Genomic DNA, 11,560 nt, shown 5'->3' on the forward strand with positions numbered 1-11,560 from the left:
TGCAGTTCGACTTCAGTCAACTGTAAAAAACGATCAACTAAAAAAACGAGATCTAAAAAGGTAATTCCTATGCCATCATCAAGACTTGAGCGTGTAGAAGAATCGGCAACCATCAAGATCGCAAACGCTGCCAACAAGCTGAAGAGCGAAGGCATCGATGTGATCAGTTTCAGCCTTGGAGAACCGGACTTTGACACTCCGGAACATATCTGCAAGGCAGCAGCGGATGCAATGTACCGTGGTGAGACACATTACGCACCATCCAATGGTATCCCTGAGCTCAGGACAGCAATTGCGAACAAGCTGGTGAGCGAGAACAAGCTCGACGTTACACCGGATGACGTCCTTGTCACACCGGGTGCAAAACAGGCTATCTTTGAGATCCTTATGTCCGTCCTTGACGACAACGATGAGGCCATTCTTCCGGACCCTTCCTGGGTATCCTACAGCCCATGTATCAAATTCGCAGGTGCAAACCCTGTCTGGGCACCTACTGACCCGGACAACGGGTTCATGCCTTATGATATCGAGGAACTCATAACCGACAAGACAAAGCTCATCATCGTCAACTCCCCATGCAACCCTACCGGTGGAGTATATGACGAAGAGATGCTCAAGACAGTTGCAGATCTTGCTATCGACCATGACCTGCTTGTGCTCTCTGATGAGATCTACGAGAAGATCATCTATGACAAAAAGCACATCAGCATGGGTTCACTGGACGGCATGCACGAGCGTACCATAACTGTGAACGGTTTCTCAAAGGCTTATGCAATGACCGGCTGGAGACTCGGTTATGTGACAGCTGTACCGGAGCTGATGAAAGGCTTCAAAAAGATACACTCCCACTCCGTAAGCAGTGCAACCACCTTCGCACAGTTCGGTGGAGTGGCAGCTCTGGAAGGACCACAGGAACCTGTCAATGACATGATCAAAGAGTTCAGGGCAAGACGCGACATACTCATCGACGGCCTGAACAGGATCGGATTCAAATGCAAGAAGCCTGACGGTGCATTCTATGCATTTGCTGATGTCAGCGAATTCGGAAACGGTGATGAAGTTGCAGAAAAACTGCTTCAGGAAGCACATGTAGCTGTGACACCTGGCGCAGGTTTCGGTGCAAGCAGCAAGGATTTCATCAGGATCTCCTATGCCACATCACAGGAAAGAATAAGGGAAGCACTCCAGAGGATAGAGGACACACTCCTCTAAACCTTTCTTTTTTTAGATTGATTCCATTTTCTTTTTTAAATATTAGCTAATGTGGATCAGCTTTTACTCTCGCAATACCGCTCGAGTATTTTGTTGATAATTCTTCCACTGCTATATAGCGGACACTTCAGTGACTCGTCTATCCTCGTTACAATTGCCTTGAAACCTCGCTCCCGGAGGCTATTTTCAAGCTCTTCCACGTCAAAGAACTGGTCATGTCCCAGAACGATGATATCAGGGTCGATCTCATATAACGGTTCAAAAATGTCCTTTTCGCTTCCAAGCATTGCCCTGTCAACTGCTTTCAAAGAGCTGACCATCTCAAGTCGCTGCAATTCAGGAACAATAGGCTTTTCCTTGTGCCGTATCATGGAATCCCTTGCGACCAGCACGTAGAGCTCGTCACCCATAGCACGGGCACTGCTTAAGAAGAAAATGTGCCCTGGATGCAAAAGATCGAACGTTCCTGTGGCAAGTACTCGTATCAAGAAAGATCACCCTGTAAAGTAAAACTATGGAAGAAGACCAAAGGGTCTTACAGTTCAGGAAATGAACAGCAACCTTAATAATATTATGCTAAAAGAATGAACAGTGATCCATCCGGAGGATCAGTGTTCCTTTTTCAGCACTTCATTACGGAACTTCCTGTAGCAGCTCTCAATGAGGTTCAGTTCCCCCTCGATATTCAGTATATCAAAGTCGAATAGCTCAGCGAATTCCTTTACGATATCATCGAACTTCTTTTCATAATGCAGCCCGGTATTGACCTTTGCAACCTTCTTGTAACCCACTGCATCGAAAACGAATTTCGATGTCTCGATATCAGTAGGATCCTTGCCGAAGCCACCGGCAACCAGCATATCTCCCCAGTTAGCAGCCCACATGGGTGTCAGGAAGAAGGTACCAATTCCCTTGAAGCTCTTGAGGTGTTCCAGATATGCCTCTCTTCCGCCGAGCACTGCCCCGATACAGTCATCGACGATCTCACCGTTCTCTTCCTTGAGAATGCAGATCTTACACTCAAGGTCCCCTAACTCCTTTTCAACATTTCCAAGAACATTGCCACAAAGACCGTAGAATAAGAGAATACCATCTGAATAGGATGCCATTTCCTCAACCTTCTGGTAAACCTCGGACTTGAGGTTGACAGGTACAGCATGCAATGCGAATTCAAGCATGTTTATGATAATGCAATAGGAATCACCACACCGATCATGGCATCCGGATGCGAGGCTGGCCTCAGGCAAGAGCCTGTAGGAAACACCCACATCATCAAGCTTTTTTACAATACCACCGCAGTCCTTGTTCTCGACCACGATCAGATCATCTATCAAAGGGTCATGCTCTACAAGATGGACGATCTCGTCCTCGAACATCCTGCATCCTATTAGGCTTATTACCGGCATAGCTCTCCTCCTCTTTTACAGTAGATAATGTTGCAGGTCGGAACTATATAAGGATGCCTATTATAGTCGTTTTTATCGAATTTCTATGGGATATCCTCAAAGCGTTATGCACTATACACTTATGATAACGGTGAAATTAAGTTCACGGAAGGTGAGAGATCTTTCAAGTTGCATGGACTTGGGCATTTAACAAATCCATTTCCAAAAGCTGTTGATGATTGGCAAGCTGAGATCTGGGAAGATATTCTCAAGTTTCATAATGGGATGATTTCCGGAATTGATATTGAAGAGAAATATTCAGGATTGTATGCTATCTCAAGGCTTACTGTTTCAACACCAAATGTATTACATCGATTTGACAAGATCAACAAAGGCAATCCGTGGTCAAGGCAGATCAAACCCTTTGACTTTTATCATGTAGGATTCCAGGCTGTTGAGGAAGATGGCAAAGCTGTCAAGCCATTAGCTCCTTATTCAGATGAACATCAGAAGATTGTTTATGAACCATTCATTGATTATGAAACTGGGGATATCAAGGAAGGATCTAATTATTTCAAGCCATTGAGCAGGACAATAATGCAATATGTGGAACATCCTGAGCATAAGTTCGATGGTGATACTGGAGTCCTTGATAGGAAGCATGTTCATGCTGATGGTGTTGTTTACATAGGGAAGGAAGCCAACAACATTGATGAGCAAGGACTGGAAGTAATGCAAGCTCAGGAATTTGTTAATGAGGAAGAAATCAAGCAATTAATTCTAAATCTTAGACCTAAAGAAGCAAAGGAGTATGGGATTAAGCATAGAAGCGACTTGATAAGATTAAAAAAGAATGCAACTGAAGGGAAGTTGAATTTTAGAAGCCAACTTGTTAGGGGATTGATAAAGCACACAAAAAGCACAGTAGGCAAGACGATTACAGATTGAATTACCTTGTGATAATTTTTTATATCTTAAGACTAATTTTGCTGATAGATAGCTATCAAAAACTACACGGATACTCTGAAGAATGTGTGGAAACTGCCATGACCTTAATTGACAAGTTAGACGATACTGTAAATGTATTAGATCAGCTAAAAGAAATAGTTTGGTTAGTTCAAGTTGGAGAAATTCCAGAAGGAGATCTTGAAGAGGATTTGTGGACAGAGTTAGACCTTGCATTAGCCGATATATATGGAATTCTTACAAGGTATAAAGATGAAAAGTCATCAAGAAAAGTAGAACAAAAGGAGATTGATTTCTTGGTTTCAGTTAGATTAAAGAATCTCAACAAACTAAGCAAGCAAATTAATCTTGAAGATTATCCACAGATGCATTTAAACTATCTATTAGCATCATACTCAATTGCTTTACTGGACTCCTATTATGAAATGAAATGTGAATAAGTTTGGAGGAATCATATAATGATATCTGACATTTGATATCACAACTGTTATCCTGTTATTTCACTCCAAAACCGAATATTCCTGATTTTTGTATGGTCGATCTCTTTATGCCTTTTCATATTGAACTCAATCATTAAGTAAGAAAGCAAATCTTCACCATAATAAATAATGTCTGTTTGGTATACTGAAAATACAGGATTCCCTTTCTCTTCTGGTTCTGAGGAAATATATCTGTGGCTATAAATAGGAATGAGCTTAGGTACTTTTTCCATCTCTTTTCTGCAAAGTTCAATAGCTTCCAACAAGTTGGTGGGCTTTGTTCCCCAATCCTCATACCAAAAATTGTTATGTTCAATATCAAAGATCATACTTTCAAGAGGCCAGTTCCTTGATTATCTCCGTGCAACACATATCTTCTCTATGTTTAATAATTCAGCTATAGTTATAAAATCTCTGATATGTTTAATAGTTTCATTTTTCAAATGGTTGTGTAATCTATCTGCAAAAGCGTAGTGTTTTTCGTGCTTACCTATATCACCAAACTATTATGCGGGGATATAGGTAAAGCCGGAAAAGGCAACTCCCGAAATTCCTTAACCTATTCGTATTAGTAAGGGCCTAGCTCTATCAAATTTATTTAACTAAGTTGTGTGATGATAACTCCCTAAACTTCTCGGAAATTATTGATATATTCGAAGATTGTTATTAAGTCCTATTTTTTTTAAGGCATAATCCATAAATGTCCTGTTTTTTTTAAAAAAAAGAATTGTAATTTCAGTATTTCTCAAATTTTTTAGTTCCTTTTTTCCTGCGATTTATTTCCTTTTTCAAATATGCAATTGATATTAATACTAAGAGTTCCGTTTTTTTTACCGATATTCCTCGCATAGATTTAAGGGGGATAGCTTTTAAAAGCCTATTGGATGGCGCACCAGTTGGCCCGGGTGAGTGATTGAAGCTGCAGATACCTGTAATGTTAGAGGTGATTAGATACAATACTACACATGGATTGAGGAATACCCTGATGATCCAGACTATGGTGAGCACGTTGCTCTATTTAGGATGGAGATCAGCAAAGATAATATAGTTACTGAGGAATGGAATGCTGAAACTAATACTTGGGAGCATAATCCGAGAGTTATAGCAGCCACTGGCATTGGTGGAGCATCTCCATATCATGAAGTAAATGAATCAGATATTGGGTCAATAAAAGAGAGCATAAAGAAATACCGGAAATCAGCAGGGGTAATGTAATGCCTTCTGCGATTCTTTGATTAGAAATGTAGGTAATAAAAAATCTATAATGCAAATATATTATGATTTATTCAAAGTCCTAACAATAAGTTTTTAACATTCTAATTGTTTGGAGAAACTCGGAATTACTATAATTTTTATTTTTCTTTACGATTGTTAACATGAAATCAATGATTGTTTTAAACTCAAGAACATGGTCTATTTTATGCTCTTTCAAAATTCTTATTGTTTCCTTGCATACGTTTTCTTTAACTGGCAAGTGAGATAATACCAGAATTGACTTGAAATCATCTGTACCCCAAAATTTTTTATTAGCCTCCAATGGCACCATCAGAAACAAAATTAAATATTCTACTAAATTCTCTGAGCACTGAAGGTGTAAAGTTCATGCCATGCCAGCCTTTAACTTCTATAGATGCTCGATGAATTCTTTTTAAGTCATCTACATCTTTAATTACAAAATCAATATCTTTGCCTTTTGGTTTAATGGATGCAAATTAAAAACTAATAAATCAATATCACTATCAACATTATTAAGAGAATATAGCAGGTTAGTTTTAACTAGGAATTTATTATTTTCGAAAAAGAGTCTTACAATTTCTTCATTGATATCGCTCATGGTATAGCATCCTTTTATTTAGTAAATAATATTCATGAATTATGGAATAAAATCTTATACACGAACATTTAAACTACTATATTAGGGCAAATATAGCTTACTTGACATTGGGGGAATTATTTGGAAGATCACACATCTATAAAAGCCGAAAATATACTCAAAATCGATGATGTTGAAAATTATAAGATACATTTTGCTGTATGGGATGGGGAAGAAGAGCCGTTAGATGTGTTTGTAAGAAGTAGAGACGAATGGAATGGCTGGAATAGCTGGAAGGGGGGTAGAGATGACTTCAGCCGCAGTTATATTTTTTCACTAATAAGATTCTATCCTCAACCTGATAAATGGCTATTTGGCGGAATATTCAAAGTTGTTGAAAGAAAACAAGATCACTATGTTGTCACTCTTGAAGAGCAATACCAAGAGTACATTGGAAGGTTGTTGATAGATTATCCAGGTCCAAAAGCAAGAGGTAGGGCATTCTATCTTGAAAAACACTATCTAAATCTTGTAGTTTCACAACTTTTTGATAAACCATACTCTGGGGAAGCTTTCTGCGGTTATGAAAACATTGAACATAGTTTTTCACAGCTTGAACCTATTTTTAAACAAAATAAAAGAGACTGGATGGCTGCACTAAAGAACGTCAAAGGAGTCTACCTAATAGTAGACAAAAACAATGGAAAAATGTACGTAGGATCTGCCTACGGTGAAACGGGTATATGGTCTAGGTGGGGTTGCTACATTGGTACAGGTCATGGTTGGAATGATGAACTTACAAAGCTTATAAAAGAAAACGGTATTGATTATGCAAGGAAAAATTTCCAGTTTTCTCTTTTAGAATATCGTTCTATGAAGACAGATGATAATGTTATCATTGAAAGGGAGCAATACTGGAAGCGTGTTCTTTTGTCAGGTAAATTTGGATATAATCAAAATTAAGTTACTTTTTCAACTCCAAAAACAAAATCGCAAATGGTAACATCCCCCTAATCTTTAATTTATTATAGTACCAATTTTAATAGATTATACAAAATTTCTTTTAAATGGAGAAATAACCCATGCTTGGCTTTAATGAATACCAAACTGCTCAAATTAAAAAATATATCAGTCTTTTTAATAAATACTCAAAAACAGATGCTTATCATGATGACAAAGAAGAGAGAAAAGAGATAGAAGATTTTTTGCAAAGTTTACCAGACAAGATTTTCTTTCAGTCGATGAGCACGAATTAGAAGGTTTTTGATAAATAACTTTTTGTGAAACGTATTGTCAAGATAACTTCAAAATTGGAGGGTTTATTATGAAAATTGATGAGAATCCTGATTTTCAAGAGCAACGTTACTGGAAAATATCTCCTGGCAGAGGGGGCGAAGGTTGGGATGAATGCTTCAAAGCCGGTAGAATTGGTATTGGGTGGCCTGAAGAAGATCTTCATGGATTGACAGAAAATGAGGTAAGGACATATTTTAAAGATGAAGTACATTTGCATGGTAGAGACATAAATCAAGCTATCGATTTCATCTTCGACATCCAAAAAAATGACATTATTATTGCTTACAGTGCTCCTTCTACTATTTATGGTATAGGAATAGTTGAGGAAGATGACTGGGAATTCAACGAAGCTGAAGAGTATTATTTAAGTACTTCGAGAAAAGTGAAATGGTCGAAAAATATATTGCCTACAAAAATATCAGATAAATTAATAATAGAGAATCTTGGAAAAACTCAAACTGTTGTAAAAATTGATAAAGGTATTTTTACAAAACGAATTTTACCATTATTTAGCAAAGAAACAAAAATTGAATCTTTGATAATTGATAATAATCCTATAACAAATTTACCAATAATAAATTTGCTGAACAAAAAATCTCAAGTCATTTTTTATGGACCTCCAGGTACTGGTAAAACCTATGCTGCGAGGCAAGTAGCAATGAGTCTGATTCAAAATCATTTTAAGGGGGACTAAAACATGGTTCGCGAAATTAATGACAACTTTAAGAACTACATGAATGAAGGTAGAATTAATTTTGTGACATTTCATCCCTCCCTTTCTTATGAAGAATTTGTGGAGGGAATAAGGGCTCAAACTGAAAATGGAAGTGTTGACTATAAGGTAGAAGATGGCATCTTTAAAAGAATGTGCATTAATGCTTATTTTGAAGTTTTTAAAAATAAAAATGATGACTCATACTTTGAATTTTGTTACAAAAAACTGATGAAAGATGTTGAGGATGCTAATCCATTTAGCTTGGAAACAATCGAAGGGAATCTTTTTGAGATAACGAATATCGATGATTCAAAAATTATAATTAAACCGACAGCTGGAAGAGCTGAAGTACCTCTTTATATAAAAAATCTAAAAAAGGTATTCGCCTCAAAAGATAAGATCAATTACCCAAAGGATATCAAGAATATAGAGGGTTTGGTCGACACATTTACAGCAAGTTATGACTTTCCGTTAATAAAATATATGGATAAAATTGATTATGTTACGAGAAAAAGGTATGTCTTAGACTCTATTAATAAAAAAACGATTCTTGATGAATCAGACTATAATGAAGTACCTTTTGTGCTCATAATTGATGAAATAAATCGAGGAAATATACCTAAAATTTTTGGGGAACTTATAACTTTATTGGAACCTGACAAGAGACTAGGACAAGATAATGAAATAATTTTAACCCTCCCATATTCTCAGGAAAAATTTGGAGTGCCCCCTAATCTCTATATTATCGGCACTATGAACACTGCAGATCGAAGTCTGGCTCTTATGGATGTTGCTCTAAGGCGTAGGTTTGCTTTTGTTGAATTCTGTCCAGGGGATGGATTGGAAGACGATGAAAGTGGTAAATGGAATACATGGTGGAGCGATCCTTCTCAATGTACAAATGAGTTTGTTAGTCTAACAATTCAGGCAATTCAAACTCTTAATAACAAAATAATTGGGAAAGATAGTTATACAACAAAGATTGCTCATGGTAAAGACAAGTTGATAGGACATTCTTTTGCAATGGAAAATGGAGATGATATGTCTGATGGAGATTGTGCAACACTTTGGAAATATGAAATTTTACCACTTATAGAGGAATATTATAACAGCAATTATGAAAAAATTAAAGAATTATTGGGAGATGCATTTAACGATGTTTATGTGGGCAACTCCATAAAAAATCTAGAGAAAAACAATGTCAAAAGCACTTTAATCAAAATAATAGGAAATGGAGACTAATATTTTTATGGAACAAACCTTGCATACAATCTTGAATCGAGGTGAGACTCTAGATCTCAGGAATATTGGCATAAGTAGGAATGATGAAAATAAAAAGTCAATTGAGAACTACATTTTAAACAAAAATCGAGAATACGTAGACAGATACAGTCTCCCTCCTGATCACAAAATCCTTGAATTTAGCAAAGACGAATTTACAATTAAGTCTAATGACTATTTTGGGTTTATTGAATTATGTGGGGCGATTATTAGATCTGATGGAGACTATTTTTTGGAATATGAGCAAAAGGAATTGTTCATTGAAGAAGGGGATATTCAATTTATCATTAATAACTTTAAGAATAAAATTTACGTGATTGGATATCAAAAAACAGGCAAACATGTAGCACTACTACAAAATGGTGCTTACTTACTAAAAACAAACAGTTATGTAGGGATAATTACCCTTCCATCGGGATTCCGAATTCAAATAATTCCAAAAATAACTAGTGCAGCTCTTTATTACATTATATGCTACCTACACAAAATAGAAATTCCTACATATGATATATCTAAATTCCCAAAAGGAAAATTTTTTCTTGACATCATAGCATTAATATTCAAATCTGAATTTGACAAGATAATTCAACAAGGATTATTTAAAAAATATGTTAATGAAGAAGAAAACCAATGTTTTCTCAAAGGGAAATTACTCATTGACATGCAAACAAAACACAATTTTGTAAATAAGCACCTGTTTTATTGCAGATATGATGAATTGACTTATGATAATTTAGAAAATAAAACTCTTCTTTATGCTTTAACTTTATTGATTGACTTAGTTTCAGATTATAAATTAAAACAAGATCTTGTTGACTTAAAATGGATTCTTGAAATCGAGATTACTCCTAAAAGATACCTCCAAGTTGAAGACATAGAGAGAATAACTTTTTCAAAGCTCAATGACTACTATAGAAAAATAATCGTTTTATCAAAACAAATAATTAGTGAAGTATATATTGGTGATATACATTCCAAGGAAATTCAAGCTTATGGATATTTGCTTGATATGAACTATCTTTTCCAGGACTTCGTTTTTGAGCTAACAAAAGAACTATTTTCTCAACAATATGAGGTTAAAGAACAAAAAGAAGGAATCAACAATCTGCTAATACCAGAAAAAGGTACGCCTAACGTGACTATAAAGCCAGATATTTTGATTAGCTCAGATGAAGTTACCAAATTAATTATCGATGCAAAATATAAAAAGATGGATTTTTCCAACGAAAAACGACGGGCAAAGTCTACAGATCTTCATCAAATTATATCATATAGTCTTGCATATAAATGCAATTCAATATTGATTTATCCTGAAGTGGAAAATCAAGTCAGATATAAATATTCCTTTTCACCAGAATTCAAAAAGATTGATTGGAATATTTTTGTAATGACGCTTGATATTAATTTTAATGGAGAATTATCTAAATCAGGATTTGTTGATTTCCTCGCTAAAATTAAAGAAGAACTAAAATATCTCAAAAACGAAAATTTAATATAATTTCAAATGTTTCTTTGATCTCTTGTTTACTTGTACCATATCTATATTTAAAGAAATGTAAAATAGGTTCTGTAGAAATCCTCAAAACCACTGCAAACGGAATTGGCAATTTAGAGTTGTACTAATGTTCTCAGAAGCATGTAAGTATATTGACTTCACACCATTTCTGAATCTACAAGCACAATTGCAAAAGATCTTTATATAGAAGTCGAACTATTCCCTTACTATGTCCTTTTATGAAGACAGTATCAGTGAACTAATCAATGAATTCAGAACAAGAAAAGAAATCATTGATCCTCTTCTGAAAAAACAAAATTGGTATCCAAAGTACATCAAGGAAGAAGTAAACACTGTAAAATCCGATTTTGTAAACAAAAACTTCGTTTACTTCAATGGTATTGGGGGGAGGGATGTTGACAGATTCGCAGATTACGTCCTTCTGGATGAAAATGAAAATGCTATTGCTGCCATCGAAGCTAAAAAATATACATCTGATCCTTCAAAATGGACAATACAGGCACGCACATATGCTAAGGATATTGAAGCACAGGTTAAACGCAAGATTCCAATTTTCTTAACCAATGGTGACAAATGGTTCTTCATTGACGAAACCAGGGTTGAAAGAAAAGTAAGTGGTCCTTTCTCACAGGAGGACCTTCATAGAAGGAATGATGGCTTTCATAGCAGAAAAAATCCTGCTAAAACTGCCATTAAAAGTTCCATCGTTGATAGGCCTCGCAGTGTACACATAGTGGAAAAACTAAGTGAGCATTTTAGCGACTCGCATAAAACTACTATTGAAGAAGTAAATCACTCGTCAAGCAGTAATCGCATTTTTACAAGCCAATAATGGCAGTGCTAAATCATATCTCTCCCAATACTCTGAGCTCTTGGATATTTTTACTTTATGTTTTT

General features: G+C 35.9%; 13 protein-coding genes. 10 read left to right on the forward strand and 3 right to left on the reverse strand.

All coding sequences use genetic code 11. The annotated features are described in order from the left end of the window. The first annotated feature begins 69 nt into the window (after nt 1-69). Nucleotides 70-1,212: a pyridoxal phosphate-dependent aminotransferase gene (locus tag ACR3I3_RS10450; RefSeq protein WP_440952199.1), complete on the forward strand. Its 1,143-nt coding sequence runs from the start codon at nt 70-72 to the stop codon at nt 1,210-1,212. A 56-nt stretch (nt 1,213-1,268) separates the two neighbouring features. Here ACR3I3_RS10450 and ACR3I3_RS10455 read toward each other — a convergent pair whose 3' ends face one another. Further along, nucleotides 1,269-1,700 (reverse strand): adenylyltransferase/cytidyltransferase family protein, encoded by a 432-nt coding sequence (locus tag ACR3I3_RS10455; protein ID WP_440952200.1) that lies wholly within the window; start codon nt 1,698-1,700, stop codon nt 1,269-1,271. Nucleotides 1,701-1,820: 120 nt separating this feature from the next. Beyond that, nucleotides 1,821-2,618: a DUF1638 domain-containing protein gene (locus tag ACR3I3_RS10460; RefSeq protein ID WP_440952201.1), complete on the reverse strand. Its 798-nt coding sequence runs from the start codon at nt 2,616-2,618 to the stop codon at nt 1,821-1,823. 168 nt (nt 2,619-2,786) lie between these two features. On the opposite strand from ACR3I3_RS10460, the gene ACR3I3_RS10465 reads away from it, so the two are divergent. Further along, complete coding sequence (locus ACR3I3_RS10465; RefSeq protein ID WP_440952202.1) at nt 2,787-3,545, forward strand: hypothetical protein; 759 nt, start codon at nt 2,787-2,789, stop codon at nt 3,543-3,545. Nucleotides 3,546-3,583: 38 nt separating this feature from the next. Continuing rightward, on the forward strand, nt 3,584-4,003 hold the full coding sequence (locus tag ACR3I3_RS10470) for a hypothetical protein (RefSeq protein ID WP_440952203.1): 420 nt from the start codon (nt 3,584-3,586) through the stop codon (nt 4,001-4,003). 47 nt (nt 4,004-4,050) lie between these two features. On the opposite strand, the gene ACR3I3_RS10475 is transcribed toward ACR3I3_RS10470, so the two are convergent. Further along, the gene (locus tag ACR3I3_RS10475) at nt 4,051-4,371 is read right to left on the reverse strand and encodes a hypothetical protein (RefSeq protein ID WP_440952204.1); all 321 of its coding nucleotides are present in this window, start codon (nt 4,369-4,371) and stop codon (nt 4,051-4,053) included. Between the two features lie 694 nt (nt 4,372-5,065). Here ACR3I3_RS10475 and ACR3I3_RS10480 point away from each other — a divergent pair. The 7 genes from ACR3I3_RS10480 to ACR3I3_RS10510 all read left to right on the forward strand — a co-directional run bounded on the left by ACR3I3_RS10480 (nt 5,066) and on the right by ACR3I3_RS10510 (nt 11,495). Beyond that, entirely contained in the window at nt 5,066-5,257 is a 192-nt protein-coding gene (locus ACR3I3_RS10480; RefSeq protein WP_440952205.1) for a hypothetical protein, read from the forward strand. A 739-nt stretch (nt 5,258-5,996) separates the two neighbouring features. Next, nucleotides 5,997-6,818, forward strand: a complete 822-nt coding sequence (locus ACR3I3_RS10485; protein WP_440952206.1) for a GIY-YIG nuclease family protein — start codon at nt 5,997-5,999, stop codon at nt 6,816-6,818. A gap of 119 nt (nt 6,819-6,937) precedes the next feature. Beyond that, nucleotides 6,938-7,111, forward strand: a complete 174-nt coding sequence (locus ACR3I3_RS10490; RefSeq protein ID WP_440952207.1) for a hypothetical protein — start codon at nt 6,938-6,940, stop codon at nt 7,109-7,111. Nucleotides 7,112-7,179: 68 nt separating this feature from the next. Continuing rightward, complete coding sequence (locus ACR3I3_RS10495) at nt 7,180-7,845, forward strand: AAA family ATPase (protein ID WP_440952208.1); 666 nt, start codon at nt 7,180-7,182, stop codon at nt 7,843-7,845. Nucleotides 7,846-7,848: 3 nt separating this feature from the next. Next, entirely contained in the window at nt 7,849-9,108 is a 1,260-nt protein-coding gene (locus tag ACR3I3_RS10500) for an AAA family ATPase (protein ID WP_440952209.1), read from the forward strand. Between the two features lie 31 nt (nt 9,109-9,139). Then, complete coding sequence (locus ACR3I3_RS10505) at nt 9,140-10,645, forward strand: McrC family protein (RefSeq protein WP_440952210.1); 1,506 nt, start codon at nt 9,140-9,142, stop codon at nt 10,643-10,645. Nucleotides 10,646-10,871: 226 nt separating this feature from the next. Beyond that, entirely contained in the window at nt 10,872-11,495 is a 624-nt protein-coding gene (locus ACR3I3_RS10510) for a hypothetical protein (protein ID WP_440952211.1), read from the forward strand. The last annotated feature ends 65 nt before the right edge of the window (nt 11,496-11,560 follow it).

The organism is Methanococcoides mangrovi, from assembly GCF_052057775.1.
In the GTDB taxonomy this organism is placed as follows: Archaea; Halobacteriota; Methanosarcinia; order Methanosarcinales; family Methanosarcinaceae; genus Methanococcoides.

What these genes read in the sequence shown, in the direction of transcription:
- ACR3I3_RS10450 (WP_440952199.1), top strand. Translation starts at nt 70, where the DNA reads ATGCCATCATCAAGACTTGAGCGTGTAGAAGAATCGGCAACCATCAAG.
- ACR3I3_RS10460 (WP_440952201.1), bottom strand. Translation starts at nt 2,618, where the DNA reads ATGCCGGTAATAAGCCTAATAGGATGCAGGATGTTCGAGGACGAGATC.
- ACR3I3_RS10475 (WP_440952204.1), bottom strand. Translation starts at nt 4,371, where the DNA reads ATGATCTTTGATATTGAACATAACAATTTTTGGTATGAGGATTGGGGA.
- ACR3I3_RS10480 (WP_440952205.1), top strand. Translation starts at nt 5,066, where the DNA reads ATGGAGATCAGCAAAGATAATATAGTTACTGAGGAATGGAATGCTGAA.
- ACR3I3_RS10490 (WP_440952207.1), top strand. Translation starts at nt 6,938, where the DNA reads ATGCTTGGCTTTAATGAATACCAAACTGCTCAAATTAAAAAATATATC.
- ACR3I3_RS10495 (WP_440952208.1), top strand. Translation starts at nt 7,180, where the DNA reads ATGAAAATTGATGAGAATCCTGATTTTCAAGAGCAACGTTACTGGAAA.
- ACR3I3_RS10500 (WP_440952209.1), top strand. Translation starts at nt 7,849, where the DNA reads ATGGTTCGCGAAATTAATGACAACTTTAAGAACTACATGAATGAAGGT.
- ACR3I3_RS10510 (WP_440952211.1), top strand. Translation starts at nt 10,872, where the DNA reads ATGTCCTTTTATGAAGACAGTATCAGTGAACTAATCAATGAATTCAGA.